Below are 25,827 nucleotides of genomic sequence, written 5' to 3' on the forward strand. Positions count from 1 at the left end.
TCGTCACTCCTGTGCTGCCATCTCGGCGAGGATCGCTTGTGCCACGGCGCGCGGATCTGCGGCAGCGGTGATCGGGCGGCCGACGACGACGTGGTCGATGCCCGCCGCGCGCGCCTGGCCCGGGGTCATCACCCGCTTCTGGTCGCCGGCGGCGCTGCCGGCCGGGCGGATGCCCGGCGTCACGATCAGGCTGCCCGGGCCGACGACGGTGCGGACGGCCTCCGCCTCGAAGGCGCTGCAGACGATGCCGTCGATGCCGGCCTCGGCCGCCTGGAAGGCGCGGTGCGCGACGAGGTCGGAGATCGGCAGCGCGTAGCCGGATTCGCGCGCGTCGCCCTCGTCGTAGGAGGTGAGCACCGTCACCGCGAGGATCTTCAGGTCGGACGCGCCGCGCCCGCGCACCGCCGCGCGCATGGTCTGCGGGTAGGCATGCACCGTCAGGAAGGTCGCGCCGAGGCCGGAGAGCGCACGCACCCCCTCCTCCACCGTGTTGCCGATGTCGTGCAGCTTCAGGTCGAGGAAGACCTTGAGCCCGCGCGCGGCGAGTTCCGGCACCAGCGACAGGCCGCCGGCATAGGCCAAGCGGTAGCCGATCTTGTAGAACGTCGCCGCGTCCCCGATCCGGTCGATCAGCACGCGGGCCGCCGCCGGGTCGTCGAGGTCGAGGGCGACGATGAGGCGGTCGCGCGGGTCGGTCGGGCTCGGGTTCGGCTGATCTCGCATCGCAGTTCCCGATCACGCGGCCGGGTGCGGTGTCAATCGCGCCCCCGCGGGGGCAGCCATGACGCCGGAAGCCATGACTCCGTTCGCCGTGACCCCGCCCGCCATGACGCGGGCCACCTCGACCTTCAGCACCGGCAGAAGCTCGGCCTCGAACCAGGGCTCCCGCTTGAGCCAGCCGTTGTTGCGCCAGGACGGATGGGGCAGCGGCAGCACCCGCGGGGCACGCGGCTCGGCAAGGATCTGGCGCCAGCGCCGCACCGTGCCGGTGAGCCCGTCCGGCATCTTGCCGAGGTGCCACGCCTGCGCGTACTGGCCGATCACCAGGACGAGCTCGAGATGCGGCAGGCCGGCGAAGAGCTCGTCGCGCCAGCGCTCGGCGCATTCGCGCCGCGGCGGCTTGTCGCCGCCCTTGGCATCGAGCCCCGGGAAGCACGAACCCATCGGCACGATCGACACCCGGCTCGCGTCGTAGAAGGCGGGCTCGTCGAGACCGAGCCAGGACCGGAGGCGCACCCCCGACGGGTCCATGAACGGGATGCCGGTGCGGTCCGCCCGCGTTCCGGGCGCCTGGCTCGCGATGCACAGCCGCGCCGTGGCGGTCCCCTGGACGATCGGGCGCGGCTCCTGCGGCAGCGGCGGCCCGTAGATCGGCGCGTCGCGGCAGATCCGGCAGGCGCGCAGGCGCGCGGCGGTGCGGTCGAAGGCGGTGTCCATGCTGGATGCGACATGGGCACCGCGTCGCGCTTCGGCGAGCCCGGACCGACGCGACCAAAAGAAACGGCGCGGGACGAGGCCCGCGCCGTGGTTGCAGTTGGGTTCGAAGCTCTGGGAAGCGGGCCGACGCTACGCCCTGCCCCGCATCCGCGGCGTGTCGAACCTCACACGCCCTTCAAGCCGGCCAGGTCGAGCGGCAGCGAGCGCAGGCGCTGCCCGGTCGCGGCGAAGATCGCATTGGAGATCGACGGCGCGAGCACCGGCACGCCCGGCTCGCCGATGCCGGTCGGTGCCGCCGAGGACGGCATGATGTGGACCTCGACCACGGGCATCTCGCTCATGCGCGTCGGCTCGTAGGTGTCGAAGTTCTTCTCCTGCACCACGCCGTCCTTGAGCGTGATGCGGTTGCGCAGCACCGACGACAGCGCGAAGCCGACCGCGCCCTCGACCTGCGCGCGGATCACGTCCGGGTTCACCGCCACGCCGACGTCGACCGCCGCGACGATGCGGTTGACCTTCACCTTGGCGTCCTCCGCCGTGATGTCGGCGACCATCGCCACGTAGGAGCCGAACGATTCGTGGGCGGCGATGCCGAGGCCGCGGCCCTTGCCGTTGGCCTTGCTGCCGGCGTCCCAGTCCGCCTTCTCGGCGGCGAGCTTGAGGACGCCCGAGAGGCGCGGGGCTCCGGTCAGAAGCGAGAGCCGGTAGGCGAGCGGGTCGACGTCGGCGGCATGCGCCAGCTCGTCGATGAACACCTCCATCGCCTGCGCGGTGTGGCTGTGCCCGACCGAGCGCCACCACAGGACCGGCACGCCCTCGCGGGCGTTGTGGACCTCGAAGCGGTAGGCCGGGAGCGCGTAGGCGGTGTCGGAGGCGCCCTCGACGGTGGTCGAATCGATGCCGTTCTTGACGATCATCGCCTCGAACGGCGAGCCGATCATGATCGACTTGCCGATCATCACGTGCTGCCATCCGACGATCCCGCCCTTGGCGTCGAGCCCGGCGCGGACCTTGTGGTAGACCGTGGGGCGGTAGTAGCCGCCGGACATGTCGTCCTCGCGGGTCCAGACGAGGTGGACCGGCGCCTTGGCCCGGGTCGCCTTGAGGATGGTCGCGGCCTCGGCGATGTAGTCGGCGGTCGGCGTCGCGCGCCGGCCGAACGAGCCGCCGGCCCATTGCGTGTGCAGGCGGACCTTGTCGGTGGTGGTGCCCATCACGGCGGCGACCGCGGCCTGCTCGATCGTCTGGAACTGCAGGCCGGCATAGACGTCGTAGCCGCCGTCCGGCGCCTGCTCGATCGTCGCGTTCAGCGGCTCCATCGCGGCGTGCGCCAGGTAGGGGAAGGTGAACTCCGCCTCCAGGACCTTGGCCGCGCCCTTGATGCCGGCCTCCGCGTCGCCGCGCTCGGAGGCGACGAGGCCGGGGCGCTTGGCCTGCTCGCGGTAGCCGGCGAGGATCGCGTCGGAGGAGTGCGTCTCGGCCGCGCCGTCGTCCCACACCACCTTCAGCGCCTCGCGGCCCTTCATCGCCGACCAAGTGTCCTTGGCGACGACCGCGACGCCGGAGGGAATCGCGACGACGTCGACGACGCCCGCGACCTTGCGGGTCGCGGCGTCGTCGAAGCTCTTCACCGCGCCGCCGAAGCGCGGCGGGCGGGCGACGACGGCGGTGACCTGGCCGGGCCGACGGATGTCGAGGGCGTAGACGGCGCTGCCGTCGGTCTTGGCCGCGGAATCCAGGCGCGGCGTACGCTGGCCGATCAGCGTCCACTGGCTCGGGTCCTTCAGGCGCGGCTCCTGCGGCACCGGAAGCGTCGCGGCGGAGGCCGCCAGCTCGCCGAACCGGGCCTGCCGGCTCGAGGCCGCGTGCCGGACGACGCCGTTCGCGACGGTGATCTCGGCCGCCGGCACCTTCCACTGGTAGGCGGCGGCCGCGACCAGCATCTCGCGGGCGGCGGCGCCGGCCTTGCGCAGCTGGAACCAAGAATTGGCGATCGCCGTCGAGCCGCCGGTTCCCTGGATCGGGCCCATCAGCAGGTTGTTGTAGCGGGCGGCGTCGGCCGGCGCGAACTCGGTGCGCACCCGCGACCAGTCCGCATCGAGCTCGTCGGCGAGGATGGTGGCGAGGCCGGTGGTGTTGCCCTGCCCCATGTCGAGGTGCTTGATGATCACCGTCACGGTGTCGTCGGCGCCGATCCGCACGAAGGCGTTGGGATCGGCCTTCACACCCGACAGGTCGGGGCCGGCGGCGGCGCGGGCGGTGTTCTTCAGATCGAGGCGGAAGCCGATGACGATCGCGCCCGTCGCGGCGGCGCCGCCGGCGAGGAAGCTGCGGCGGGTCGCGCGCGGGGAGCGCGGGTCTGTCTGACGGATCTTCAGCATGGCGTGGCTCCGGTCAGTTCGGGAACGGGCGAAGGGCGTTCGAAGGGGGCGAGCGACTGGCCGTGCGATCCGCGCGAAGGGACGCGCGGACGAGCCGGATCAGGCGAGGGTGCGGGCGGCCTCGTGGATCGCCGCGCGGATGCGCTGATAGGTGCCGCACCGGCAGATGTTGCCGTCCATCGCGCCGTCGATGTCGGCCTCGGACGGCTTCGGGTTGTCGGTGAGAAGGCCGATCGCGGACATGATCTGGCCGGACTGGCAGTAGCCGCACTGGACGACGTCGAGCTTGCGCCACGCGCCCTGCACCGCCTCCGCGACGCGGCCCGAGATGCCCTCGATCGTCGTGATCTTGGCCTCGCCGACGTCGCCGATCCTGGTCTGGCAGGAGCGGACCGGCTGGCCGTCGAGATGGACCGTGCAGGCGCCGCACTGCGCGATGCCGCAGCCGTACTTGGTTCCGGTCTTGTCGAGGTGGTCGCGCAGCGCCCAGAGCAGCGGCATCTCGGGATCGGCGTCGACGGTGTGCCGGACGCCGTTCACGGTGAGGTTCAACATCCGAGATCTCCCGCCCGCAGAGCTTATGCCGTCGATGGCTAATCCTCGGACGCATCCACAAGATGTGCGTCCGCGCACGAACCGCGAACGGTCCGGAACGTCAGTGCACGCTTCGCGCGATGTCGACAATCCTCGCCCTCGCGGCAGGCCGTTCTTAACACATCCCGCGCATCGTCGATCCGCCGCATGTTGCGGTCGGGCACCCCGCACCGGCGCCCCCTACGTCCAGCCTTCGAAGAGGCCGATGTCCGAACTGACGGTCGAGATGGTGCAGCGCGGCCGCGGTCCTTCGTCGGAGGAGGCCGTGCGCCGCCGTGGCGTCGCGCGCGACATGCGCTCGGTCCGCGAGAAGCTGACCTCGAAGACGGGCCTCGAACGGGCGTTCGACTACGAGCTGCTGCGCCTCTACGCGCAGTATCGCGCCGGCGCGGGCATCCCGCTCGGGCTGTTCGCGATGGCGCTGGCCGGCGCCGCCTGCTTCTGGGTCGAGCCGCTGGTCGCGTCGCTCTGGGCGCTGTGCGCCTTCCTGATGATCACCCTCAACGCGTCGATGAGCCGGAGCTTCCTGCGCGCCGAGCCGGACACGGTGTCGCTCGCGCGCTGGCGCCGCCGCTTCGCCTTCGGCGAGGTGCTGCAGAGCCTGAGCTGGTCGGCTTTGATCGGGCTCGGCGCGGTCGGCGGCTGGCACTTCTCGATGTTCGGCCTGGTGATCGCGGCCGCGGTCGCGACGATGGTGGCCGCCACCGTTCCCGCCGCCGCCGTCGCCGCCCTGGTGCCGCTGGCCCTGGCGACCCTGTGCCTGCTCGCCTTCACCCGCCAAATGGACGCGGTGATGCTGGTCGCGATGGCGATCGGCTCGCAGATCTTCTTCCTCGGCCTTGCCCGCCGCATCTACACCTCGACCATCGGCGCGCTGCAGTCGCGGGCGGAGAAGGACGCGGTGTTCGGCGAGCTGGAGGAGGCCAAGGCCAATTCCGACGAGGCCCGGCGCCGGGCGGAGGAGGCGAACCTCGCCAAGTCGCGCTTCCTCGCCACCATGAGCCACGAGCTGCGCACGCCGCTCAACGCCATCCTCGGCTTCTCGGAGGTGATGAAGAACGAGGTCTTCGGCCCGCACACCGCGCCGAGCTACGGCGAGTATTCCAACGACATCCACGACAGCGGGATGCACCTCCTGAACCTCATCAACGAGATCCTGGACCTCTCGCGGATCGAGGCCGGCCGCTACGAGCTCAACGAGGAGGCGGTGAAGCTCGCCCACATCGTCGAGGAATGCCGCCACATGATGGGGCTCAAGGCGCGCGGCAAGAACCAGACCTTCCTGGACTTCGTCGACGAGACCCTGCCGCGGCTCTGGGCCGACGAGCGGGCGTTGCGGCAGGTGGTGCTGAACCTGCTCTCGAACGCGGTGAAGTTCACGCCGCCGGGCGGCGAGATCACGATCAAGGTCGGCTGGACCAGCTCCGGCGGCCAGTACGTCGCGGTCAAGGACAGCGGCCCCGGCATCCCGGAGGACGAGCTCGGCACCGTGATGTCCTCGTTCGGCCGCGGTTCGCTGGCGATCAAGACCGCGGAGCAGGGTTCCGGCCTCGGCCTGCCGATCGTGAAGGGCCTCGTCGACCTGCATGGCGGAAACTTCACGCTGAAGTCGAAGCCGCGCGAGGGCACCGAGGTGATCGTCACGCTGCCGGCGAGCCGTGTGATGGACACCCTCGCCGCCGTCGCCGTCGGCCCGGAGCCGGAGAAGCCCGCGGCGTCGGTCCGCGCCAAGGCGCCCGCCGCCAGGGCCGCCTGACGCATCCCCAGGCGCGGTGAGGTCCGGCTCGCGCGAAGCGGATGCGACCCCGCACGATGCCCTGGCCGGCGATCAGCCGAGCCCGCCCATCGCCCGGACCAGCGCCCACTCGGCCTCCGTCACCGGCTGCACCGAGAGGCGTGAGTTGTTCACAAGGACCATGTCCTTGAGCGCCGACTCGGCCCTGATCGCGTCGAGGGTGACGGGATTCGGCAGCGTCTCGACGGCGGCGAGGTCGACCATGCCGAAGCGTCCGCTCGCGTCGGTGTGATCCGGGTAGTACGGTTTGATCACCCGCACGATCCCGACGACGGCCTTGCCCTCGTTCGAGTGGTAGAAGAACCCGAGGTCGCCGACCTGCATCGCCATGAGCTGCTTCTTGGCGAGGTGGTTGCGCACCCCGTTCCAGTGCGTGCCGGTTTCCCCGGCGGCGACCTGCTGCGCCCACGACCAGGTCGCGGGCTCGGACTTGTAGAGCCAGTGGGGCATGCGTCTCGTCCCTTGCTCGAAGATCAGGACCGGCCGACCGCCGCGGCCCAGAAGGCGAGGCTCGCCGGGTTGATCGGCGATCCGGCCCCTGCGTTCCGCGCGGTCGCGAACGCGTAGAAGTCTTGCGCCTCCGCCTCGTCGAGCAGGTCGCGGATCGCCGTGAGGATGCGGGTGATGCGCAGGTGGTTGTGGTCGTGGGGCGCGAGCCAGCGATCGGTGTCGGCGTAGAACCGACGCATCCGCGCGAGCGCCGCGCGCAGGCCCTCGCGGGCGGCCGGATCGCGACGGATCGAGTCCGCCTCCGCCGGCGTCAGCACCGGCGCACCGGGCACCGCGCGGCTCGCCTGCTCGAGGGGGAAGCACCACTGGATGAAGTCGTGGACCGCCTCGATGCGGTCGTCGTCGAAGGCGAGCACGGTGGCCAGCGTGCGGCCGGCGCCGTCGGTGCCGCCGCCCGCGAGGAAGGCCTGGATCGGAGTCATTCGGATTCCGCCTTCAGCGGGCGGGCAAGCAGCGCGGCGACCACGTCCTCGACGCTCGCCCGCCCGGCCACGATCGCCGCGACGGCTTCCGCGATCGGCATCTCGATCCCCTGCCCGCGGGCGAGCCCGACCAGGGCGGTGGCGGTGAAGGCGCCCTCGGCGAGCTTGCCGCCGGCGGCGGCTTCCGGCGTGGCGCCCGCCCCCAGGGCGAGGCCGAAGGCGAAGTTGCGCGATTGCGCGGAGGATGCGGTGAGCACCAGGTCGCCGAGCCCCGACAGGCCCATCAGCGTCTCGGGCCGGCCGCCGAAGCTTCGCGCGAACCGCATCAGCTCGGCGAAGGCGCGGGCGATCAGGGCGGCGCGCGCGCTCTCGCCGAGGCCGCGCCCGGCGACGATGCCCGATGCGATCGCGAGCACGTTCTTGCCGGCGCCGCCGATCTCGACGCCGCGGACGTCGTCGGTGTGGTAGAGCCGCAAGGCCGGGCCGGACAGCAGGCGCGCGAGGCGCGCCGCGAGGTCCGCATCCGCGGCCGCCAAAGTGACCGCCGTCGGCAGGTTGCGCGCGACGTCCACCGCGAAGCTCGGGCCGGACAGCACCGCCACGGGCGTACCCGCCGGCAGCACCTCGGCCGCCACCGCGCTCATGAAGGCGCCGGTCGTCCGCTCGATGCCCTTCGAGCACAGGATCACCGGCGTGCCCGGCGCGAAGGCGGGCGCGAGCTGCCCGAGCACCGCGCGGGAAGTCTGCGCCGGCGTGACCAGCAGCACCGCCTCGGCGGCGGCGAGGTCGTCGGCCTCGGCCGTCGCCCGGATGCGCGGATGCAGCTTCACGCCCGGCAGGTAGCGCGGGTTCTCGCGCTCGGCTTCGAGGGTGGCGGCGGATCGGGCGTCGCGCAGCCACAGGGTGACCGGGCGACCGGCCGCGGCGGCGGCGTTCGCCAGGGCGGTGCCCCATGCGCCGCCGCCGACGACCGCGACGGGTCGCGCGTTCTCGCTGCTCATGCGGGGTCTCCGGAACAATCCGCCGCCGCGAGCCGATAGAGCACGTGCCGTTGCAGCGGGTGGCCGGCGGTCAGCGCCGGATGGTCGAAATCGGCCTCGCGCACCATGCCGAGCCGCTCCATCACCCGTCGCGACGGCGCGTTGGCCACCGCCGTGAACGCCACCACGCTCGGCAGCCCGCAGCGGCCGAACAGGTCGGCGAGCGCCAAGCGCGCGGCGCGCGTGGCGATGCCGCGCCCCCAGGCCTCGGGGCTCAGGCGCCAGCCGATCTCGATCAGGCTGCCCGGGCGCTCGCCCCCGGAAAACGGCATCGACCGCATCAGCCGCATCGCCCCGACGAAGCCGAGGAACGGGCCGCCCGGCTCCTCGACCGCCCACGGCCCGAAGCCGTCGGCCTCGAAGCGGCGGTCGAGCGCCCGCGCCTCGGTCAGGCTCTCGGCGGGCGATTTCAGCTTCGGGAAATGGCGCATCACGGCGGGGTCGGCGTTCAGGCGCGCGAACGGCTCGTCGTCCGATCGGCGCCAACGGCGCAGGCGCAGCGAACCGGTCTCCAGGGTGTCGGGGGCCTTGGGCAGCCGGCGCTTGCCGCGCCATATCAGGGAGCGGCGGTTGAGCAGGGCGAGGTCGGCGCGGCCGGCGAGCACGGCGTTGCCGAGGTCGATCGCGACCGCGAGCCGGTCGGGCGGCATGTTGGCCCAGGCCGGCGCCGCCACGCTCTCGCGCCACGGCCCGTTGCAGGCGTTGTCGAGCAGGATGCGGGCGAAGCAGTGGTCGTTCACGACGGGCCAGTCGGGATGGTCCGGCGCGGCCTGCGGCAGGAGGCGGTCGACCAGCTCGCGCCACCGCGCCTGCGGCTCGCCGACGGGGGCCGGAGCCGCCTCCGGCTCGGGCTCCGTCACGCGGAGATCGCGGAGATTGCCGCGCGAGAGGATGTGGCGGGCGGCGCCGCTCATCCGGCGCTGGCCTCGGGGCGGGGGGCGTCGGCGAAGGGCCAGCGGGCGCGGGCCGGCGCGGTGATGTCGTCGGTCAGCCCGAGGCGCAGCCGCTCGATGCCGGCCCAGGCGATCATCGCGCCGTTGTCGCCGCAGAGCGCCAGCGGCGGGGCGACGAAGGCGAGGCCCGCCTCGCCCGCGAGCGCGGCCAGCGCCCGCCGGATCGCGCCGTTGGCCGAGACTCCGCCGGCGGCGACGAGCGCGGTCGGGTGGCCGGCGACGGTGGAGAAGGTGCGCAGCGCCACGCGGACGCGGTCGACCACCACGTCGACCACCGCGGCCTGGAAGCCGGCGCAGAGGTCGGCGACGTCGCGCTCGGCGAGCGGCGCGGTGCGCTCCGCCTCGATCCGCAGCGCGGTCTTCAAGCCGGACAGCGAGAAGTTGGCGTCGCGGCGCCCGAGCATCGGCCGTGGCAGGGTGAACCGCTCCGGATCGCCGGCTTCCGCCATGCGCTCGACCTCGGGGCCGCCGGGATAGGCCAGACCCAGGAGCTTGGCGACCTTGTCGAAGGCTTCGCCGATGGCGTCGTCGATGGTGCTGCCGAGGCGCACGTAGTCGCCGACGCCCTTCACTGCCACGAGCTGGGTGTGGCCGCCGGACGCCAGCAGCAGGAGGTAGGGAAAGGCCAGGCCGTCGGTCAGCCGCGCGGTCAGCGCGTGCGCCTCCAGATGGTTGACCGCGAGCAGGGGCTTGCGCGCCACGAGCGCCAGGGTCTTGGCGGTGACGAGGCCGATCAGCACCCCGCCGATCAGGCCGGGGCCGGCCGCCACCGCGATGCCGTCCACGTCCTTGAGGACCAAGCCGGCGCGGTCGAGCGCCCGCGCGATCAGCCGGTCGAGCACCTCGACATGGGCGCGGGCGGCGATCTCCGGCACCACGCCGCCATAGGCCGCGTGCTCGGCGATCTGGCTCAGCACCTCGTTCGACAGGATGACGCCGCGGCCGTCCTCCCCCGGCGCGACGATCGCGGCGGCGGTCTCGTCGCAGGTGGTCTCGATGCCCAGCACGTTCATGGTGACGATCGACGCTTCCGTTTCCGCGCGAACCCGCTCGCCCCGTGTATCCGCACCGGACGCCCCCCGGCAACGACCGGGACCGCCTCAGGGCGCATCGGCGTCGTCGGCCGGATCGGCCTCCGGGATCGGCGCCGCGCCCCAGCCGGCCAGCACGGCGTTGAGCTCGTCGAGGACGAAGTGGCGGGCGCTGTCGCGGTCGTAGCCCTCGGCGAGGAGGTCGTCGTAATCGGTGAAGACGTGGCGGGCATAGGCGACGAGCGTAAGCCGGGCCGCCGTCTCGGGCGCCGCCCCGCGCAGGCCCGGGCTGGCGAGCGCCGAATCGACGATCGCCTCGGCCTCGAACCCGGGCAGGCGCCGGGCGAGCCGCGCGAGCGCATCGGCGACCTGCTCGCGACGGTTGCGCGGTGCCCCGCCGTCCTGTCGCGCTGCGGGCAATCGACGCTCCCCTCTCCGCTCCGGCGCGATCGGCCGGCCTCGATGTCGGCGTGCCATAGTTTTTGACCAGGTGCACGTTAGGATGGGTTGCATCGACGACGCGCCCGATCGGGATCCGCACGAGGACGTGCGGCCGGCCGCACGCGCGACGCCCCGGAGACGACCATGATCCGCCGCCTCGCCTTCCTCCTGCTGATCCCCGCCCTCGCGACCGCCCCCGCCCTCGCCGAGAAGGCCGCCACCGGCGCGACCGTGCCGCGGCCGTCCGGCGCGCCCCCCGCCAGCGAGGCGAGCAAGGCCTCCGCGATGAAGGCGGCGAACGAGGCCGAGATGATCAAGGCGCAGAAGGCCTCGGCCGCCCGCGACAAGGCCTGGGACGCCCGCACGCGCAACTCGATGTCCTCGATCTGCAAGGGCTGCTGAGGGCACGGGTCCGAGCGCGCCGCACCGACGGTGATCCGGTTCGAGGGCGTCTCCAAGCACTTCGCCGGGGCGCCCGGCCCCGCCGTCGACCGGCTTGACCTGACGATCCCCGAGGGCACCACCTGCGTGCTGATCGGGCCGTCCGGCTGCGGCAAGTCGACGACCCTGCGCCTGGTCAACCGCCTGATCGAGCCGGATGCCGGCCGCATCACGCTCGGCGGGCACGACGTCGCGGCCGTCGACCCGATCGCGCTTCGGCGCGGCATCGGCTACGTGCTCCAGGGCATCGGCCTGTTCCCCCACCGCAGCGTCGCGCGGAACGTCGCGACCGTGCCCGAGCTGCTCGGCTGGCCGAAGACGCGGATCACGGCGCGCGTCGACGCGATGCTCGACCTCGTCGGGCTCGATCCGGCGCTCTACCGCGACCGCCGCCCGGACGCGCTCTCCGGTGGACAGCGCCAGCGCGTCGGCGTCGCCCGCGCGCTCGCCGCCGACCCGCCGGTGATCCTGATGGACGAACCCTTCGGCGCGGTCGATCCGGTGGCGCGCGGCCGGCTCCAAGCCGAGATCGGCGCGATCCTCAAGCGCCTGTCCAAGACCGTGCTGATCGTCACCCACGATATCGACGAGGCGATGCTGATGGGCGACCGCGTCGTGCTGATGCGGGCTGGCCGCGTCGTCCAGGCCGATGCGCCGCAGGCGCTGCTGGCCGCGCCGGCCGACCCGTTCGTCGCCTCCTTCGTCGGCGAGGACCGGGCGCTGCGGCGGCTCGCGCTGCTCACCGTCTCCGAAGCCGCCGAGCCCGGAACGGCCGCCGACGCGCCGGAGATCGCGGACACGGCGACGTTGCGCGATGCGCTGTCCATGATGCTGGCAGGCGGCCGCACCCGGCTCGCGGTCGCCGGTCCCGCCGGGCCGCACGTGGTGACGCTCGATGCGATCCGGCGGGCGGGCGCGGTCGGCAAGCGCGACGACTGATACCGAACGGCTCGGCCGTCGCCGGTTCTGCACAGGCGATCCGGCCTGCCCCGACCCGGCACTTCCGACCCGCGCCGTCGTTCCTGGTCCGCGCAGCGGAGCCCGAAAGCCAGAGTCGCCGAAGCGGCAGGTGGGAGCACGACCTGCGGTTCCGAATTCCGGGCTCGCCACCGGCGCTCCGGAATGACGGGCGGCTATGACGGGCGACGGAGGGACGCGTGAACGCGCGCGAGCGCGCGACACGTCCGCCCCCTGGACATGGAAAAGGGCCGCCCTTTCGGACGACCCTTCCCAGCGGCACGACGGTGATCCGTCGATCGGCTCAGCGCGAGTAGAACTCGATCACCAGGTTCGGTTCCATCTGCACCGGGTACGGCACCTCAGTCAGGCCCGGCACGCGGGTGACGCGGGCGGTCATCTTCTGGTGGTCGACCTCGATGTAGTCCGGCACGTCGCGCTCGGGGAGCTGCGAGGCGACGACCACGATCTCGAGCTGGCGCGAGGCTTCCTTGACCTCGATCAAGTCACCCGGCTTCACGAGGTAGCTCGGGATGTTGACCCGGCGCCCGTTGACCTTGATGTGGCCGTGGTTGACGAACTGGCGGGCGGCGAACGGCGTCGCCACGAACTTCGAGCGGTACACCACGGCATCGAGGCGGCGCTCGAGCAGGCCGATCAGGTTCTCGCTCGAGTCGCCGCGCAGGCGGATCGCCTCGGCGTAGTAGCGGCGGAACTGCTTCTCGGTGATGTTGCCGTAATAGCCCTTGAGCTTCTGCTTGGCGCGCAGCTGCGTGCCGAAGTCGCTCATCTTGCCCTTGCGGCGCTGGCCGTGCTGGCCGGGGCCGTACTCGCGGCGGTTCACCGGGCTCTTCGGGCGGCCCCAGATGTTCTGGCCCATGCGGCGGTCGAGCTTGTGCTTGGCCTGAATCCGCTTCGACATATCGCGTGTCCTCTCGCAAACGAGATAGTGAGGAACGCGCCCTCCTCTTCCCGCCGGCCTTGCGGCCCGGGACGACAGAGCCGCCTCGAAGGCGACTCACGGGTGCGTATGAAAACGCCAAGCGGCCCCTGAAGGAGCCGCGGTGACGAGCGGTTCGTAGTCGAGGCGGCCGGGCCGGTCAATCCTAAGCCCCCGCCCGCGCCTCTCGACCGGCCGTTGCCGCGCCGGAAAACGCGCCGTCCCGTATCCTTGACCGTACGTCCCAAACGCGTCGGGACCGCCTGCGCGCGCCTGGACCGCGAACGGCCGGGCCGGCATGCCTCGTCGCTGGACTTCACGCCACTGCCTGGACGACGATCGATGAACCGTGCCCTCTCTACGCTCCTGCTCGCCTGTGCGCTCGCCGGCCCGGCCCCCGCCTCGGCCGAGACGCCCGAGGAGCTCGCCTTCGGCTTCGGCCAGTTCACGGGCGCCGCCACCTTCTGCAAGATGCCGAAGGATCAGGTCTCTCAGCTCGCCGACACCATGCTCACGGGCTCGGGCATCGACACCGGCGGCCCGAGCCCGGCGATGACCCGCTTCAAGGAGGGCGTCGCCGACGGCGTGCGCTCGATGTCGGCGCCCGACGCGGCCACCTGCGCCGAGGTGAAGTCCGCCTTCGACGAGGCTTATGCGAAGCTGAAGTGATGCGGCCGCGCCGGCCTCAGGGCCGCGCGGCGAGGAAGGCCAGCACGCCGTCGCGATGCGGCTTGGCGCCGACGGCGGAGCTGTGGTCGCGGCCTTCGAGCTCGAGGCTTCGCGCGTTCGGCATCAAGGCCGCGAGGCCGGGGCCGGAGCCCGCGACGGTGTCGAGGGTGCCGACGCTGACGAGAACCGGCACGTCGATCTGCCCGATCTCGGCGCGCGACAGCGTCTGGCGCGAGCCGCGGATGCAGGCGGCGAGCGCGCGCAGGTCGCTCTTCGTCTGCTCGGCGAAGGTGCGGAAGGCGGCGGCCGTCGGGTTCGCCGCCTTCGCGGCCGCCGGCGCCTCCAACGCCTCGGCGATGCCCGAGGGCAGGCCCTTGCCCTCGACGAGATGCAGGCCGAGGCCGCCGATCAGCGCCGAGCGCACCCGCGCGGCGTGGTCGAGGGCGAGGTGCGCGGTGATGCGCCCGCCCATCGAGTAGCCCATTACGTCGGCGCGCTCGATCCCGAGATGGTCGAGGAGGCGCACGGCGTCGCCGGCCATGTCCTCGGAGCCGTAGCGGGCAGGGTCGTAGAGCTTCTCGCTCTCGCCGTGGCCGCGGTTGTCCAACGCGATGGTGCGGTAGCCGGCCTGCGTGAGCGTGCGCACCCACGTCGTGTTGACCCAGTTGACGACGTGGTTCGAGGCGAAGCCGTGGATGAGCAGGATCGGGTCGCCGCTGCCGCCGGAGGCCGGCACGTCGATGTAGGCGATGCGCACGCCGTCCGAATCGAAGCTGTCCATGGTCGCCGCTCCTCGTCATGCGTACCGGCCCGCGCGGTCCGTGCCGGCTGTAAGAGCCGCGGCGCCGATCGGCAACGCGCGTGATGCTTGCCCGCGGGCGGCGCGGCTGGCATCAGCCCGGCATGAGCGACCTTCAGCCCTACGGCACCTACGCCCCGGCCGGCCTCGTCGCGGCGATCGCCCGGCGGACCGTGCGGATCTCGCCCGAGTCCTGGCGCGGACGGCGGATGGCGATGTTCCTGCGCCGCCTCGCGATCACGCTGATGCGCGGCAAGCCCCTCGACGTCGAGCGCCTCGGCGCCCGGATGCGGCTGCACCCCTACAACAACAATTGCGAGAAGAAGGTGCTGTTCACGCCGCAATTCTTCGACCCGCAGGAGCGCGCCCTGCTCAAGGCGCGGCTTCGGCCGGGCTGCGTCTTCCTCGACATCGGCGCCAACATCGGCGCCTACGCCCTGTTCGTGGCCGCGTTCGCCGGACCGCAGGCGCGGATCGTCGCGGTCGAGCCGCAGCCCGACGTGTTCGACCGGTTGACCTTCAACATCGCGCAGAATGCATTCCATTCGGTCAAGGCCGTAGCCTGCGCGGTCGCCGACAAGGCCGGCGAGCTGACGCTGTTCGTCGATCCGCGCAATCGCGGCGAATCGAGCCTCAAGATCGTCGGCACCAACGAGAGCGCGCAGATCAAGGTGCCTGCGGTGACCCTGATGGACCTCGTGCGCAGCGAGGGCCTGACCCGGATCGACGCGATCAAGCTCGACGTGGAGGGCGCCGAGGACCTGATCCTCGAGCCGTTCCTGCGCGAGGCGCCCCCTGCCCTGCTGCCGACGCTGCTGGTGATCGAGGACGGCACCGACCAGTGGCAGATCGATCTGCCCAAGCTCCTGGAAGGCCACGGCTACCGCGAGATCGGCCGCACCCGGCTGAACCGGATGTTCGAGCGTAGCGCCTGAGCAGGCTCCGATCGCGAAACCGGCCGCCGGTTTCACCGATCCTGCGAGGATCAGGTCGGCGCCGCGCGCCGCGGGTCGAGATGCGTGTTCTCGTAGAGGTCGCCGACCGTGCAGATCGAGCCGAGCTCGGCGAATTCGATCACGTCGCCGGCCGAGCGGAGCACCCGGACCGCCCAAAGGTCCGCCGCGTCGCGCTCGTGGATCGTCACTGCGACCGCATCCTGGTCGACGATCACGATGCAGCGGTTCGGCGGGTGCTCCCGATAGAACCGGAGCTTGCTCGCCAGGATGCGCCCGCGGTCGCTCGCCGACGGCACCTCCATCACGAGATGGAAGCGATCCGTGAAATTGCGCTCGGTGTCGATGTCGGTGTCGATCATCGTCACCTCGGGCTCGGGTCGATAGGGCGAATCCGGCGAGACCTCGATCCCGATCTCGCGGTCGGCGTGCCATTCCGGGCGGCGGCTCCTGAGCGCCGCGTTGAGATGGCGCTCGAAGTTGCTGGCGATGCGCTGATGCCCGATCCGCGGCGCCGCCGACTGCATGGGAAGCCCCGCGATCAGTTCCCATCGCTCCTCCGACGGACGCGTCTCGAGGAACTCGCGGAAGTCGGCGACATCGAACAGGACGGGTTCACGGATCGCGCGATCGGCCATCGGGATGCCTCAGGCGGCCGGAGCGCACGCCGCAGCCTCGCCACCACCGTACCATGCGCCGGGGAGCGCGGAAAACGCGCGTCAGGGCGGAGTGACGATCGGGATCGCGTCGGCGATCGTCACGCCCTCCCGGTCGATCCGGCAGCGATAGGCGTAGGTCTCGACCCCCGCCGCACGCGCCAAGCGAAAAGCCCGGTCGAAGGCGGTATCGATGTCGCGGGCGACGTCGAAGGCGTCCGCCCGCATCTGGACCACGACGATCACCATCGCGCGCCCGCCGGCCGCGACGACCTCGGCGAGGTCCCGCATGTGCCGCGCGCTGCGGGCGGCGATGCAGTCGGGAAACTCGGCGAGGCCCGCTCGCCGCATCAGGTGGCAGTTCTTCACCTCGACGTGGACCGGCGGCAGCCCCTCGCCGCTCGCCACGAAGTCGACGCGGCTCGCCGCGCCGTAGCGGACCTCCGCCCTCAATGCCGCGTAGCCATCGAGCGGCGCGAGACCGCCGGCGGCGAAGGCCTCGGCGACGAGCGCGTTCGGGCGCATCGTGTTGATCCCGACCCATTGCGGGCCGCCGGGCAGGTCGGCCTCCACTAGCTCCCAGGAATACTTGAGCTTGCGCGTCGGGCCGTCGGCCGGCGAGAGCAGAACCCGGTTGCCGGCGGCGTTCAGGCCCATCATCGCGCCGGGATTGGCGCAATGCGCCGTGACGCGCGTGCCGTCGGCGAGGTCCACGTCGGCGAGGAAGCGCTTGTAGCGCTGCACCAGGCGGCCTTCGATCAGGGGTTCGGGAAAGCGCATGGGGTCCGGGCTGCGTCGCGGTGGCGGTCCATAGCCGACAGGCGCCCGCGCATGAAAGCGCCGTCGGTGGTCGCGCAGCCGCCGCCGCGCTATCTGCGGCGGGACCGAGGACGGCGAGCCCCATGACAATCGATTCCACGAGCATCACCGCCGCGATCCTGGTGATCGGCGACGAGATCCTGTCCGGCCGGACGAAGGACAAGAACATCGGCACGATCGCCGACTATCTCACCGCCGTCGGCATCGACCTGCGCGAGGTTCGGATCGTCCCCGACGAGCCGGACGCCATCGTCGGCGCCGTGAACGCACTCCGGGCCGGCCACACCTACCTGTTCACCACCGGCGGCATCGGCCCGACCCACGACGACATCACCGCCGATTGCGTCGCCAAGGCCTTCGGCGTCGGCATCGACGTCGATCCCCGCGCCAGGGCGATGCTGCTGGAGCGCCACAAGCCGGAGGACCTGAACGCCGCGCGCCTGCGCATGGCGCGGATCCCGGACGGCGCGGACCTGATCGCCAACCCGATCTCGAAGGCGCCGGGCTTCCGCATCGGCAACGTCTTCGTCATGGCCGGCGTGCCGTCGATCATGCAGGCGATGCTCGACCAGATCGGCCCAACGCTGCCGACCGGCGCGCGGATGCTGTCCGAGACGGTGGAGGCGGGCAACCTGCCCGAGGGCAACTACGCCGCCGACCTCGCCGAGATCGCGAAGGCCTACGCCGACGTGTCGATCGGCTCCTATCCGTCGATGACGCAGGACGGGTTCGCCAACCGCATCGTCGCCCGCGGCAAGGACGCCGCCTCGGTGGCGCGCGCGCGGGCCGAGATCGAGGCGCTGGTGTCGCGCCTTCGCGGCTGACGGCCGATCCGTCCCTGAATCCGGTTCGTGGAGCGTTTGCGTGATGGCCGAGCCGAAGCAGGACGACAAGGAATCTCGGCGCGACGCGCACAAGGAGGCGGTGGCCGGGATCGGTCGCCCCGACGCCTTCGTCCTGCACGAGGTGATCCGGCGCGAGGGCAACGAGGAACTGCGGCGGAACGGGGGGGCGCTGTTCCTCTCGGCCTTCGCGGCGGGGCTCAGCATCGCGCTCTCGCTGATCGTGCCGGGGGTGCTCAAGACCCACCTGCCCGAGGGCGAGTGGACCAAGATCCTGACGACGATGGGCTACGCGGTCGGCTTCCTGGTGGTGGTGCTCGGGCGCCAGCAGCTGTTCACCGAGAACACCATCACGCCGATCCTGCCGCTGCTGCACGACCGCTCGGCCAAGACCGCGTGGCGGGTGCTGCGGCTGTGGATCGTCGTGCTGTCGGGCAACATCCTGGCGACGCTGGCGATCGCCGCCGTGCTGGCGCATTCCGGCGCGTTCGAGCCGTCGGTGAAGGCCGCCTTCGCCGAGATCAGCCACCAGGCCATCGCGTTTCCGTTCTGGGACACGGTGCTGAAGGCGATCTTCGCCGGGTGGATGATCGCCCTGATGGTGTGGTTCCTGCCGGCCACCGGGACCGCGGCGCCGTTCGTGATCTTCCTGATGACCTGGCTGGTCTCGCTCTGCGGGCTCGCCCACATCGTCGCCGGCTCGGTCGAGGCGTTCTACCTCGTGGTCACCGGCGCGGCGACGATGGGCGAGTACGCCGAGCGCTTCTTCGTGCCGACGCTGCTCGGCAACGTCTTCGGCGGCATCACCCTGGTCGCGGTGCTGAATTACGGCCAGGTCGCGCCCGAGGTCGAGGAGAGCCGTGAGGTCGAGGAGGCCGAGGGCGGCCCGAGCCAGGACTGAGAGGGGGACTGCATCCGCTTCGCGACGGAGAGGCGTGACAGGGCGCGGCCCGTGTTGGCTTTCGCGCTGAAACGACCCAAAACCCTCTCTCGAAACGCGGGGGGCGCGTCCTTGCCCGGTTCTCGACGCGGTCGCGCCCTGAGGAAACCGAGGACGAGGAGCGCCGCGCATGCGGCCGGGAATGGGACGATGCGCTCGCTGAAGGTCCGCTTCGCCTTGCTGCTCGGGTCGATCGCCCTCGTCGTCGTCCTGGCGGCGGCGGGCGTGCTCGCGGCGATCGGGGCGGCCGAGCGCACCATCGACCGGACGCTGGCGGCGCAGGGCCGCCTCGAGCTTCTGGCCGAGCTGTCGGGCCGGATGACGCAGTTCGGCATGGCGGCGGTCGAGACCATCGGCAATCCCGATCTCGCACCGGAGGCGATGGGGATCGCGCGCAGCAACGTCGACCGGGCGCTCACGACCGTCGACGAGGCGCTGTCGAGATCCGTCGCCGGCAGCGACGACCCGCAGGACCGGATGCAGTACGCCCTGCGAAGCCGCCCGATGGCGCAGCTGCGCGCCGCCCGCGTGATCCTCGACCGCCAGGTGGCGCAGATCGTCCGCCAGACCGATCCGGAGAAGCGTCAGAACTCGATCAAGGGCGCGCTCAACGGCTTCGGTGCGATGACCGGCCAGCCGCTCTCGTTCCTGATCGAGGCGGAGCGCCGCAGCATGGTGCTCGGCTCGGATGCGGCGCGCGACCTCTCGCAGCGCCTGCGGATCGCGGCCGCGCTGGCGGTGCTCGCGGCGCTCGGCCTCGTCGTGCTGCTGTGGCGCAGCATCACCCGCCCGACCCTGGCGCGGATCGAGGCGGTGCGTCGCGCCGCGGGCGCCATCGGCGGCGGCAAGCTCGACACGCGTCTCTCCGTCGCGATTCGGGACGAGCTCGGCCTGCTCGTCGCCAACGTCAATCGCATGGCCGCGCGCCTGTCCCGCCGCGAGGGCCGCGTCGCCGCCGACCGCGCCGCCCTGGAGGACACGGTGGAGGCGCGCACCGCCGATCTCCGCGCCGCCAATGCGCGCCTCGAGGCCGTCGACCGCTCGCGACGCCGGTTCTTCGCCGACGTCAGCCACGAGCTTCGCACTCCGCTCACCGTCATCCTTGGGGAATGCGACCTCGCGGCCCGCGCCGGCCCGCGCATCACCGACCACGCCCCCGCCTTCGCCACCATCCGCAAGCGCGCGATGCGCCTGAAGCTGCGCGTCGAGGATCTTCTGCGGGTGGCGCGCTCAGAATCGGGCGAGATCGAGCTCGACCGCCGCGCCCTCGAGCTCGCGCCGGTCCTGGCCGAGGCGGTCGACAACCTCGCCTCGGAGGGCGCCCGCCGCCGCGTCGCGCTCGCGTTCGAGCCGGGCCCGCGGAACATGGAGGTGCTCGCCGACCGGGAATGGCTGCGCCAGGTCGTCGAGAGCTTGATCGACAACGCCCTGCGCCACGCCACCGGCCTCACCCGGGTCGAGGTCGCCCTGTCCGGCGGCGGCACGGCGCCGGCCCGCATCACCGTCACAGACGACGGGCCGGGTTTCGGCGACAGCGAGCAGAGCCTGTTCGAGCGCTTCCGCCGCGGCGACCGCCCGGCGGAGATGGGGTTCGGGATCGGATTGGCCCTGGCGCGCTGGCTGATCGAGCAGCATGATGGCACCATCGTTCTCGGCGCCGGCGAGAACGGCGCCGGGGCGCGGGTGACCCTGGAGATCCCGCTCCTCGACCTGACGCTCGACGACGTGACGAGCCGAGACGAACGACAGATTCGGAAGGACGACGCGGCATGACGCGAATCCTCGTGGTCGAGGACGACATCGACATCCGCGGCCTTCTCACCCGCGGCCTTGAGGCGGAGGGGTTCTCCGTCGGCACCGCCGGCTGCGTCGGCGACGCGCTCGCGTCGGCGCGGAACGAGAGCCCCGAGGCGGTGGTTCTCGACATCACCCTGCCCGACGGCTCGGGGCACGACGTCTGCCGCAGCCTGCGCGAGGGCGGCTATCCCGGGCCGATCCTGTTCCTCTCGGCCCGCGACGAGATCCGCGACCGCGCCGAAGGCCTCGCGCTCGGCGCCGACGACTACATCGTGAAACCGTTCGTCTTCGACGAGCTGGTGGCGCGGCTGCGCACGCACCTGCTGCGCCGGCAGGCGGCGGAGGGGCCGCGCACGCTGATCAACGCCGGCAAGCTCGTCCTCGACCTCGACACCCGCCAGGTCACCTGCGGCGAGGCCTCAGCCCGCCTGACCCCGCGCGAGGCCGAGCTTCTGGCCATGCTGATGGAGAGCGTGAACCGCCCGGTCACCCGAGCCGACATCTTCGAGCGGCTGTGGGCGAGCCAGGGCGGCCTCTCCCTCAACGTGGTCGATGTCTATGTCGGCTACCTGCGCTCGAAGATGGCCGATTTCGTCCGGCACGGCGGCCCGCTTCTGGTCACGGTGCGGGGCCGCGGCTTCATGCTGGACTCGCGTGGGCCGGACTACCGACACTGACGCTCGCCACGGAGACGTCGCGTCCCGCGGGAGCCTGCAACGCCGAAGCCTCACAAAAAATTTGGGAGCATTAGGCAATTTAGTGCTTGATGCCGGGGCCGGAATTGCGGATACCCGTGCCGCGCCGGAAAACAAAAGCGCCATCAGTGTCTTAGGGTACTCTTAAGTTTGCCTTTCGGCACCGGATGTTCGTAATCAGACGGAGAAACACCATGACCTGGGCTGCCCCGATCGTTTCCGAAATCTGCGTCGGCATGGAAGTCACCAGCTACGAGTCCGCCGAGATCGACACCTTCAACTGAGGTGTTGCGCCGAGCTGAGGGTTGTTGGCTGCATCGGACCACTCCATGCGCGTCCTGATCCTCGGCTCGGCTGCCGGCGGCGGGCTTCCCCAGTGGAATTGCCGCTGCCCGAACTGCCGGCTCGCCCGCAGCGAGCCCGACCGCGTCAGGCCGCGGACCCAGTCGAGCATCGCCGTCTCCACCGATGGCGGGGATTGGCTCCTGGTGAACGCCTCGCCGGACATCCGGCAGCAACTTTTCGACAACCCGGCGATGCATCCGCGGGAAGGCCTGCGCCACTCGCCGATCCGCGCGGTGCTGCTCACCAACGGCGACGTCGATCACGTCGCCGGCCTTCTGACGCTGCGCGAGGGCCAGCCCTACACGCTCTACGGCACCGGCAGCATCCTCGGCTCGGTCGCCGAGAACCGCGTCTTCGACGTGATGGCCGAGGGCGTCGTCGCCCGGGAGGCGATCACGCTCGGCCAGCGCTTCGAGCCGCTGCCGGGACTTGCGGTCACGCTGTTCTCGGTGCCCGGCAAGGTCCCGCTCTGGCTCGAGGATGCTGATCTCGAGCTCGGCGCCGAATCCGAGAGCACGGTCGGCGCGATGATCGAGGCCGGCGGCCGCCGCCTCGCCTACATTCCCGGCTGCGCCCGCGTCACCGAGGATCTGAAGGCCCGGATCGCCGGCGTCGACGCGCTGCTCTTCGACGGCACGGTGCTGCACAACGACGACATGATCCGCGCCGGCGTCGGCACCAAGACCGGATGGCGCATGGGGCACGTGCCGATGCGGGGCGACGGCGGCTCGGTCGCCGGCCTGAAGGACGTCGCGATCGGTTCGCGCGTCTTCGTCCACATCAACAACACCAACCCCGTCCTCGTCGAAGGCTCGCCCGAGCGCGCGGCGGTCGAGGCGGACGGATGGGTCGTCGCCCATGACGGGCTCACCCTGAGCCTCTGACGGCGACGACCGGGCGCGGTTGGCATTTGTCGGCCCCGCGACCTATCTCATGACCGGACGTGCGCGATTCGATTGCGCCGCGAAGCCGCCGCCAGACGCGGTGATCGACAGACGACCAGGAAACGCCTCCGAACGGACGCTTGGTGACGCCATGAACGCAGTGTTCCCGACCCCTCAATCCGACACGTCCGAGCGCCTGCTCAGCCCCGACGAGCTCGAGGCGGCGCTGCGCGACATCGGCGCCCGGCGCTATCACAACCTGCATCCGTTCCACCGCCTGCTGCACGACGGCAAGCTGAGCAAGGATCAGGTCCGGGCCTGGGCGCTGAACCGCTACTACTACCAGGCGATGATCCCGGTGAAGGACGCCGCGGTGCTGGCGCGGATGACCGACGCCGCGCTCCGCCGCGTCTGGCGCCAGCGCATCGTCGACCACGACGGCGATGCGCCGGGCGACGGCGGCATCGAGCGCTGGCTGAAGCTCGCCGAGGGCGTCGGCTTCCGGCGCGACTACGTCGAGTCGACCGCCGGCATCCTGTCGGCCACCAAGTTCTCGGTCGAGGCCTACGTGCACTTCGTCGCGGAGCGCTCGCTGCTGGAGGCGATCGCCTCGTCGCTCACCGAGATGTTCTCGCCGAACATCATCTCCGAGCGCGTTTCGGGCATGCTGAAGAACTACGACTTCATCACCAAGGAGACGCTGGCGTACTTCGAGAAGCGCATGACCCAGGCGCCGCGCGACGCCGACTTCGCCCTCGACTACGTCAAGCGCCATGCCACCACGCCCGAGCTGCAACGTCAGGCGATGGCGGCGCTGACCTTCAAGTGCAACGTGCTGTGGACCCAGCTCGACGCGCTGTACTTCGCCTACGTCGCGCCCGGGATGATCCCGCCCGACGCCTGGACGCCCGGCACCGGGCTCGTCGCCGAGACGCAAGGGGGGGCGCCCGGCACCGGCCGCCTGTCGGCGACCGACGTGCCGCGCCTGCCCCGCGGCGTGCGGATGCGGTTCGACCAGACCCGCGACAAGCACGTGCTGCTCGCCCCCGAGCGCACCTTCGACCTCGACGCCAACGCCGTCGCGGTCCTCAACCTCGTCGACGGCAAGACCAGCGTCGCCGCCATCGCCGACCGGCTCGGCGAGTCCTACGCCGCCGACCCGCGCGCGATCGAGGTCGACGTGCTGGCCATGCTGAACGACCTCGCCGGAAAGAGGGTGCTGGAGCGATGAACGCGCTGACCCCGAACGCGGCGGCGATCCCGGCCCCGGTCGGGCTGCTCGCCGAGCTGACGCACCGCTGCCCGCTGCGCTGCCCGTACTGCTCGAACCCGCTCGACCTCGACCGGCGCTCGCGCGAGCTCGACACCGCGACCTGGCAGCGGGTGCTGACCGAGGCCGCGGGCCTCGGCGTGCTCCATGTCCACCTGTCCGGCGGCGAGCCGACGGCGCGCAACGACATCGTCGAGATCACCGAGACCTGCGCCAAGCTCGGGCTGTACTCGAACCTGATCACCTCCGGCGTCGGCGGCGCCCTGTCCAAGCTCCAGGCACTCTACGACGTCGGCCTCGACCACGTGCAGCTCTCGGTGCAGGGCGTGGACGCGGCCAACGCCGAGAAGATCGGCGGCCTGAAGAACGCGCAGCCGCAGAAGATGGAGTTCGCCGCCAAGGTGACCGAGCTCGGCCTGCCGCTGACGCTGAACTCGGTGATCCACCGCGGCAACATCCACGAGGTCGAGGGCTTCATCGACCTCGCGGTGAAGCTCGGCGCCAAGCGCCTCGAGGTGGCGCACACGCAGTATTACGGCTGGGCCTACGTCAACCGCGCCGCGCTGATGCCGGACAAGGCTCAGGTCGATCAGTCGATCCGCATCGTCGAGGCGGCCCGCGAGCGCCTCAAGGGCCAGCTCGTCATCGATCTCGTCGTGCCGGACTACTACGCGAAGTACCCGAAGGCCTGTGCCGGCGGCTGGGGCCGCAAGCTGATCAACGTGACGCCGCAGGGCAAGGTGCTGCCGTGCCATGCGGCCGAGACGATCAGCCATCTCGAGTTCTGGCACGTGACCGAGCATTCGCTCGGCGACATCTGGGCGAACGCCCCGGCCTTCACCGCCTATCGCGGCACCGACTGGATGCAGGAGCCCTGCCGCTCCTGCGACCGGCGCGAGAAGGATTGGGGCGGCTGCCGCTGCCAGGCGCTGGCACTCGCCGGCGATGCGGCGGCGACGGACCCCGCCTGCTCGCTGTCGCCCCTGCACGCCAAGGTGCGGGCGCTCGCCGTCGAGGAGGCGGCCGAGACGCCGCCCGACTACACCTACCGGACGATCGGGGCCAACATCCCGGCGCCACGCAAGGAGGACGCCCTCTCGTGAAGTGTTTCGTGATCGTCGCTGCGCTGCTTGCCGCGACCCCGGCGCTCGCCGTCGAGGGGGCACCCGCCGCCCCGGCTCCTGCCCCCGCCGCAGCCGCGCCGGAACAGGCGAACGCCGCGGCGCCCCCGAGCGCGGCCGACCTGCTGTTCGAGCAGCCGCAGCTGAAGAACGCCGCCGCCGGCTCGACGCTGACCTACGACTACCTGCGCCGGTCCGGCATCGCGAAGGGCCCGTTCGGGCCGCCGCTCGACGACACGATCAAGCTCACCCTCGAGCCGGGTACGGGCGGCGACGGCCGCAACATCGCCGTCGAGATGTTCTCGGGCACCAACCGGTTCCCCGCCGGCCCGTTCGAGGACATGTCCGGCAACCCGGTGATCCCGCTGTTCCTGGAGAACCACCTGACCAATCTCGCCCGGGTGCTGCAGGCCAACCCGCGCTACCTGAAGCTCGCGATCCGCAAGGGCCTTCGCGACGGCGCCACCGTCACGCCGATCAAGGTCGACTACAAGGGCCGCTCGGTCGACGCCTGGCAGGTGGTGTCCAGGCCCTTCCTCGGCGATGGGATGGCCCAGCGCATGCGCGGCATGGACAACATGACCTACACCTTCGTCACCTCTCCCGAGGTGCCCGGCGAGATCGTCTCGATCGAGGCGCAATCGAAGAATGCCGAGGGCGGCGAACTCTTGGAGGAGCGGCTGAGCTATGATCAGAAAGCTGGTTGAGGGCTTTGCCCTGTCCGGTTTCGCGCTGACGATGCTGGCGATGCCGGTCGTCGCGGCGGATGCCGAGAACGACTACCCGACCGACGCGCGCGTCGATTACGTCTTCGGCTGCATGGCCGCCAACGGCCAGACCCGCGAGGCGATGCAGCGCTGCACCTGCTCAATCGACCAGCTCGCGGCGATCCTGCCCTACGACAAGTACGTGCAGGCGAGCACCGTGCTCTCGATGCGCCAGGGCATCGGCGCGCGCTCGAACGAGTTCAAGTCGACCAAGGTGTTCGACGACAAGGTCGCCGACCTCCGCCGCGCCCAGGCCGAGGCCGAGATCCGCTGCTACCGCGGCTGAGGCGTCGCCCAGGAACCTTGGAGAGGCCGCCCGGTACCGGGC

Annotated in this window: 29 protein-coding genes; 15 read left to right on the forward strand and 14 right to left on the reverse strand. The window is 71.5% G+C overall.

The genetic code is table 11. The features are described 5' to 3' along the window. Window positions 1-3: 3 nt before the first annotated feature. The 4 genes from pyrF to ACFZ8E_RS18315 form a co-directional block, all read right to left on the reverse strand. Window positions 4-723 (reverse strand): orotidine-5'-phosphate decarboxylase, encoded by a 720-nt coding sequence (pyrF, locus tag ACFZ8E_RS18300; protein ID WP_243934658.1) that lies wholly within the window; start codon window positions 721-723, stop codon window positions 4-6. Window positions 724-735: 12 nt separating this feature from the next. Then, window positions 736-1,437 carry a uracil-DNA glycosylase family protein gene (locus tag ACFZ8E_RS18305; RefSeq protein ID WP_405043424.1) on the reverse strand — a complete coding sequence of 234 codons (702 nt, stop codon included), beginning with the start codon at window positions 1,435-1,437 and terminating at the stop codon, window positions 736-738. 164 nt (window positions 1,438-1,601) lie between these two features. Next, on the reverse strand, window positions 1,602-3,818 hold the full coding sequence (locus ACFZ8E_RS18310; RefSeq protein WP_405043425.1) for a molybdopterin cofactor-binding domain-containing protein: 2,217 nt from the start codon (window positions 3,816-3,818) through the stop codon (window positions 1,602-1,604). Window positions 3,819-3,917: 99 nt separating this feature from the next. Continuing rightward, window positions 3,918-4,373 (reverse strand): (2Fe-2S)-binding protein, encoded by a 456-nt coding sequence (locus ACFZ8E_RS18315; RefSeq protein ID WP_147726027.1) that lies wholly within the window; start codon window positions 4,371-4,373, stop codon window positions 3,918-3,920. 244 nt (window positions 4,374-4,617) lie between these two features. Here ACFZ8E_RS18315 and ACFZ8E_RS18320 point away from each other — a divergent pair, with 244 nt between their 5' ends. Beyond that, complete coding sequence (locus ACFZ8E_RS18320; protein WP_243934663.1) at window positions 4,618-6,168, forward strand: sensor histidine kinase KdpD; 1,551 nt, start codon at window positions 4,618-4,620, stop codon at window positions 6,166-6,168. A gap of 72 nt (window positions 6,169-6,240) precedes the next feature. Here the strand turns inward: ACFZ8E_RS18320 and ACFZ8E_RS18325 are convergent, their stop codons facing one another. From ACFZ8E_RS18325 to ACFZ8E_RS18350, 6 genes are all read right to left on the reverse strand, one after another. Continuing rightward, entirely contained in the window at window positions 6,241-6,657 is a 417-nt protein-coding gene (locus ACFZ8E_RS18325; protein ID WP_243934664.1) for an EVE domain-containing protein, read from the reverse strand. A gap of 23 nt (window positions 6,658-6,680) precedes the next feature. Next, window positions 6,681-7,139, reverse strand: coding sequence for an opioid growth factor receptor-related protein (locus ACFZ8E_RS18330; RefSeq protein WP_405043426.1), 459 nt, complete (start codon window positions 7,137-7,139; stop codon window positions 6,681-6,683). Further along, window positions 7,136-8,140 (reverse strand): NAD(P)H-dependent glycerol-3-phosphate dehydrogenase, encoded by a 1,005-nt coding sequence (locus ACFZ8E_RS18335; RefSeq protein ID WP_405043427.1) that lies wholly within the window; start codon window positions 8,138-8,140, stop codon window positions 7,136-7,138. The genes ACFZ8E_RS18330 and ACFZ8E_RS18335 overlap by 4 nt, the downstream gene beginning before the upstream one ends. After that, window positions 8,137-9,093: a GNAT family N-acetyltransferase gene (locus tag ACFZ8E_RS18340; RefSeq protein ID WP_405043429.1), complete on the reverse strand. Its 957-nt coding sequence runs from the start codon at window positions 9,091-9,093 to the stop codon at window positions 8,137-8,139. Before ACFZ8E_RS18340 ends, ACFZ8E_RS18335 begins: the two co-directional genes overlap by 4 nt. Next, window positions 9,090-10,145, reverse strand: coding sequence for a tRNA (adenosine(37)-N6)-threonylcarbamoyltransferase complex transferase subunit TsaD (gene tsaD, locus ACFZ8E_RS18345; RefSeq protein ID WP_405043430.1), 1,056 nt, complete (start codon window positions 10,143-10,145; stop codon window positions 9,090-9,092). The genes ACFZ8E_RS18340 and tsaD overlap by 4 nt, the downstream gene beginning before the upstream one ends. Window positions 10,146-10,232: 87 nt before the next feature. Then, window positions 10,233-10,583 carry a DUF2293 domain-containing protein gene (locus ACFZ8E_RS18350; RefSeq protein ID WP_405043431.1) on the reverse strand — a complete coding sequence of 117 codons (351 nt, stop codon included), beginning with the start codon at window positions 10,581-10,583 and terminating at the stop codon, window positions 10,233-10,235. A gap of 165 nt (window positions 10,584-10,748) precedes the next feature. On the opposite strand from ACFZ8E_RS18350, the gene ACFZ8E_RS18355 reads away from it, so the two are divergent. Both ACFZ8E_RS18355 and ACFZ8E_RS18360 read left to right on the forward strand, forming a co-directional pair. After that, window positions 10,749-11,006 carry a hypothetical protein gene (locus ACFZ8E_RS18355; protein ID WP_243934406.1) on the forward strand — a complete coding sequence of 86 codons (258 nt, stop codon included), beginning with the start codon at window positions 10,749-10,751 and terminating at the stop codon, window positions 11,004-11,006. Window positions 11,007-11,036: 30 nt separating this feature from the next. Beyond that, window positions 11,037-11,984 (forward strand): ABC transporter ATP-binding protein, encoded by a 948-nt coding sequence (locus tag ACFZ8E_RS18360; protein WP_405043432.1) that lies wholly within the window; start codon window positions 11,037-11,039, stop codon window positions 11,982-11,984. A 322-nt stretch (window positions 11,985-12,306) separates the two neighbouring features. Here ACFZ8E_RS18360 and rpsD read toward each other — a convergent pair whose 3' ends face one another. Continuing rightward, window positions 12,307-12,924 carry a 30S ribosomal protein S4 gene (rpsD, locus tag ACFZ8E_RS18365; protein WP_147725774.1) on the reverse strand — a complete coding sequence of 206 codons (618 nt, stop codon included), beginning with the start codon at window positions 12,922-12,924 and terminating at the stop codon, window positions 12,307-12,309. Between the two features lie 360 nt (window positions 12,925-13,284). On the opposite strand from rpsD, the gene ACFZ8E_RS18370 reads away from it, so the two are divergent. Beyond that, a complete protein-coding gene (locus ACFZ8E_RS18370; RefSeq protein WP_147725775.1) occupies window positions 13,285-13,611 on the forward strand; it encodes a hypothetical protein in 327 nt (108 codons plus the stop codon). Window positions 13,612-13,627: 16 nt separating this feature from the next. Here the strand turns inward: ACFZ8E_RS18370 and ACFZ8E_RS18375 are convergent, their stop codons facing one another. Beyond that, entirely contained in the window at window positions 13,628-14,392 is a 765-nt protein-coding gene (locus ACFZ8E_RS18375) for an alpha/beta fold hydrolase (RefSeq protein WP_405043433.1), read from the reverse strand. Between the two features lie 122 nt (window positions 14,393-14,514). Here ACFZ8E_RS18375 and ACFZ8E_RS18380 point away from each other — a divergent pair, with 122 nt between their 5' ends. Beyond that, entirely contained in the window at window positions 14,515-15,345 is an 831-nt protein-coding gene (locus tag ACFZ8E_RS18380) for an FkbM family methyltransferase (RefSeq protein WP_147842613.1), read from the forward strand. Window positions 15,346-15,395: 50 nt separating this feature from the next. Here ACFZ8E_RS18380 and ACFZ8E_RS18385 read toward each other — a convergent pair whose 3' ends face one another. Both ACFZ8E_RS18385 and sfsA read right to left on the reverse strand, forming a co-directional pair. Then, window positions 15,396-16,001, reverse strand: a complete 606-nt coding sequence (locus tag ACFZ8E_RS18385) for a Uma2 family endonuclease (protein WP_405043434.1) — start codon at window positions 15,999-16,001, stop codon at window positions 15,396-15,398. An 81-nt stretch (window positions 16,002-16,082) separates the two neighbouring features. Next, entirely contained in the window at window positions 16,083-16,799 is a 717-nt protein-coding gene (sfsA, locus tag ACFZ8E_RS18390; RefSeq protein ID WP_405043435.1) for a DNA/RNA nuclease SfsA, read from the reverse strand. A gap of 122 nt (window positions 16,800-16,921) precedes the next feature. Here sfsA and ACFZ8E_RS18395 point away from each other — a divergent pair, with 122 nt between their 5' ends. The 10 genes from ACFZ8E_RS18395 to ACFZ8E_RS18440 all read left to right on the forward strand — a co-directional run bounded on the left by ACFZ8E_RS18395 (window position 16,922) and on the right by ACFZ8E_RS18440 (window position 25,785). Next, window positions 16,922-17,662, forward strand: coding sequence for a competence/damage-inducible protein A (locus ACFZ8E_RS18395; RefSeq protein ID WP_405043436.1), 741 nt, complete (start codon window positions 16,922-16,924; stop codon window positions 17,660-17,662). 43 nt (window positions 17,663-17,705) lie between these two features. Then, window positions 17,706-18,581: a formate/nitrite transporter family protein gene (locus ACFZ8E_RS18400; protein ID WP_405043437.1), complete on the forward strand. Its 876-nt coding sequence runs from the start codon at window positions 17,706-17,708 to the stop codon at window positions 18,579-18,581. A gap of 189 nt (window positions 18,582-18,770) precedes the next feature. Further along, window positions 18,771-20,393 carry an ATP-binding protein gene (locus tag ACFZ8E_RS18405; protein WP_405043438.1) on the forward strand — a complete coding sequence of 541 codons (1,623 nt, stop codon included), beginning with the start codon at window positions 18,771-18,773 and terminating at the stop codon, window positions 20,391-20,393. After that, window positions 20,390-21,094, forward strand: coding sequence for a response regulator transcription factor (locus ACFZ8E_RS18410; RefSeq protein ID WP_243934452.1), 705 nt, complete (start codon window positions 20,390-20,392; stop codon window positions 21,092-21,094). The genes ACFZ8E_RS18405 and ACFZ8E_RS18410 overlap by 4 nt, the downstream gene beginning before the upstream one ends. Before the next feature lie 212 nt (window positions 21,095-21,306). After that, the gene (pqqA, locus tag ACFZ8E_RS18415) at window positions 21,307-21,396 is read left to right on the forward strand and encodes a pyrroloquinoline quinone precursor peptide PqqA (RefSeq protein ID WP_055889187.1); all 90 of its coding nucleotides are present in this window, start codon (window positions 21,307-21,309) and stop codon (window positions 21,394-21,396) included. A 45-nt stretch (window positions 21,397-21,441) separates the two neighbouring features. Further along, window positions 21,442-22,341: a pyrroloquinoline quinone biosynthesis protein PqqB gene (pqqB, locus tag ACFZ8E_RS18420; RefSeq protein ID WP_243934453.1), complete on the forward strand. Its 900-nt coding sequence runs from the start codon at window positions 21,442-21,444 to the stop codon at window positions 22,339-22,341. Between the two features lie 151 nt (window positions 22,342-22,492). After that, on the forward strand, window positions 22,493-23,572 hold the full coding sequence (pqqC, locus tag ACFZ8E_RS18425) for a pyrroloquinoline-quinone synthase PqqC (RefSeq protein ID WP_405043439.1): 1,080 nt from the start codon (window positions 22,493-22,495) through the stop codon (window positions 23,570-23,572). Continuing rightward, window positions 23,569-24,714: a pyrroloquinoline quinone biosynthesis protein PqqE gene (pqqE, locus tag ACFZ8E_RS18430; protein WP_147842604.1), complete on the forward strand. Its 1,146-nt coding sequence runs from the start codon at window positions 23,569-23,571 to the stop codon at window positions 24,712-24,714. The genes pqqC and pqqE overlap by 4 nt, the downstream gene beginning before the upstream one ends. Next, window positions 24,711-25,439 (forward strand): hypothetical protein, encoded by a 729-nt coding sequence (locus tag ACFZ8E_RS18435; protein ID WP_147725786.1) that lies wholly within the window; start codon window positions 24,711-24,713, stop codon window positions 25,437-25,439. Before pqqE ends, ACFZ8E_RS18435 begins: the two co-directional genes overlap by 4 nt. Next, window positions 25,420-25,785 (forward strand): hypothetical protein, encoded by a 366-nt coding sequence (locus tag ACFZ8E_RS18440; protein WP_405043440.1) that lies wholly within the window; start codon window positions 25,420-25,422, stop codon window positions 25,783-25,785. The genes ACFZ8E_RS18435 and ACFZ8E_RS18440 overlap by 20 nt, the downstream gene beginning before the upstream one ends. Window positions 25,786-25,827 lie beyond the last annotated feature (42 nt).

It is taken from the genome of Methylobacterium sp. HMF5984 (genome assembly GCF_045033435.1).
Taxonomy (GTDB): Bacteria; Pseudomonadota; Alphaproteobacteria; order Rhizobiales; family Beijerinckiaceae; genus Methylobacterium.

Coding starts and splice junctions, on each gene's coding strand:
- pyrF (WP_243934658.1), bottom strand. CDS start 723: ATGCGAGATCAGCCGAACCCGAGCCCGACCGACCCGCGCGACCGCCTC.
- ACFZ8E_RS18305 (WP_405043424.1), bottom strand. CDS start 1,437: ATGGACACCGCCTTCGACCGCACCGCCGCGCGCCTGCGCGCCTGCCGG.
- ACFZ8E_RS18310 (WP_405043425.1), bottom strand. CDS start 3,818: ATGCTGAAGATCCGTCAGACAGACCCGCGCTCCCCGCGCGCGACCCGC.
- ACFZ8E_RS18315 (WP_147726027.1), bottom strand. CDS start 4,373: ATGTTGAACCTCACCGTGAACGGCGTCCGGCACACCGTCGACGCCGAT.
- ACFZ8E_RS18320 (WP_243934663.1), top strand. CDS start 4,618: ATGTCCGAACTGACGGTCGAGATGGTGCAGCGCGGCCGCGGTCCTTCG.
- ACFZ8E_RS18325 (WP_243934664.1), bottom strand. CDS start 6,657: ATGCCCCACTGGCTCTACAAGTCCGAGCCCGCGACCTGGTCGTGGGCG.
- ACFZ8E_RS18330 (WP_405043426.1), bottom strand. CDS start 7,139: ATGACTCCGATCCAGGCCTTCCTCGCGGGCGGCGGCACCGACGGCGCC.
- ACFZ8E_RS18335 (WP_405043427.1), bottom strand. CDS start 8,140: ATGAGCAGCGAGAACGCGCGACCCGTCGCGGTCGTCGGCGGCGGCGCA.
- ACFZ8E_RS18340 (WP_405043429.1), bottom strand. CDS start 9,093: ATGAGCGGCGCCGCCCGCCACATCCTCTCGCGCGGCAATCTCCGCGAT.
- tsaD (WP_405043430.1), bottom strand. CDS start 10,145: ATGAACGTGCTGGGCATCGAGACCACCTGCGACGAGACCGCCGCCGCG.
- ACFZ8E_RS18355 (WP_243934406.1), top strand. CDS start 10,749: ATGATCCGCCGCCTCGCCTTCCTCCTGCTGATCCCCGCCCTCGCGACC.
- rpsD (WP_147725774.1), bottom strand. CDS start 12,924: ATGTCGAAGCGGATTCAGGCCAAGCACAAGCTCGACCGCCGCATGGGC.
- ACFZ8E_RS18370 (WP_147725775.1), top strand. CDS start 13,285: ATGAACCGTGCCCTCTCTACGCTCCTGCTCGCCTGTGCGCTCGCCGGC.
- ACFZ8E_RS18375 (WP_405043433.1), bottom strand. CDS start 14,392: ATGGACAGCTTCGATTCGGACGGCGTGCGCATCGCCTACATCGACGTG.
- ACFZ8E_RS18380 (WP_147842613.1), top strand. CDS start 14,515: ATGAGCGACCTTCAGCCCTACGGCACCTACGCCCCGGCCGGCCTCGTC.
- ACFZ8E_RS18385 (WP_405043434.1), bottom strand. CDS start 16,001: ATGGCCGATCGCGCGATCCGTGAACCCGTCCTGTTCGATGTCGCCGAC.
- sfsA (WP_405043435.1), bottom strand. CDS start 16,799: ATGCGCTTTCCCGAACCCCTGATCGAAGGCCGCCTGGTGCAGCGCTAC.
- ACFZ8E_RS18395 (WP_405043436.1), top strand. CDS start 16,922: ATGACAATCGATTCCACGAGCATCACCGCCGCGATCCTGGTGATCGGC.
- ACFZ8E_RS18400 (WP_405043437.1), top strand. CDS start 17,706: ATGGCCGAGCCGAAGCAGGACGACAAGGAATCTCGGCGCGACGCGCAC.
- ACFZ8E_RS18405 (WP_405043438.1), top strand. CDS start 18,771: ATGCGCTCGCTGAAGGTCCGCTTCGCCTTGCTGCTCGGGTCGATCGCC.
- ACFZ8E_RS18410 (WP_243934452.1), top strand. CDS start 20,390: ATGACGCGAATCCTCGTGGTCGAGGACGACATCGACATCCGCGGCCTT.
- pqqA (WP_055889187.1), top strand. CDS start 21,307: ATGACCTGGGCTGCCCCGATCGTTTCCGAAATCTGCGTCGGCATGGAA.
- pqqB (WP_243934453.1), top strand. CDS start 21,442: ATGCGCGTCCTGATCCTCGGCTCGGCTGCCGGCGGCGGGCTTCCCCAG.
- pqqC (WP_405043439.1), top strand. CDS start 22,493: ATGAACGCAGTGTTCCCGACCCCTCAATCCGACACGTCCGAGCGCCTG.
- pqqE (WP_147842604.1), top strand. CDS start 23,569: ATGAACGCGCTGACCCCGAACGCGGCGGCGATCCCGGCCCCGGTCGGG.
- ACFZ8E_RS18440 (WP_405043440.1), top strand. CDS start 25,420: ATGATCAGAAAGCTGGTTGAGGGCTTTGCCCTGTCCGGTTTCGCGCTG.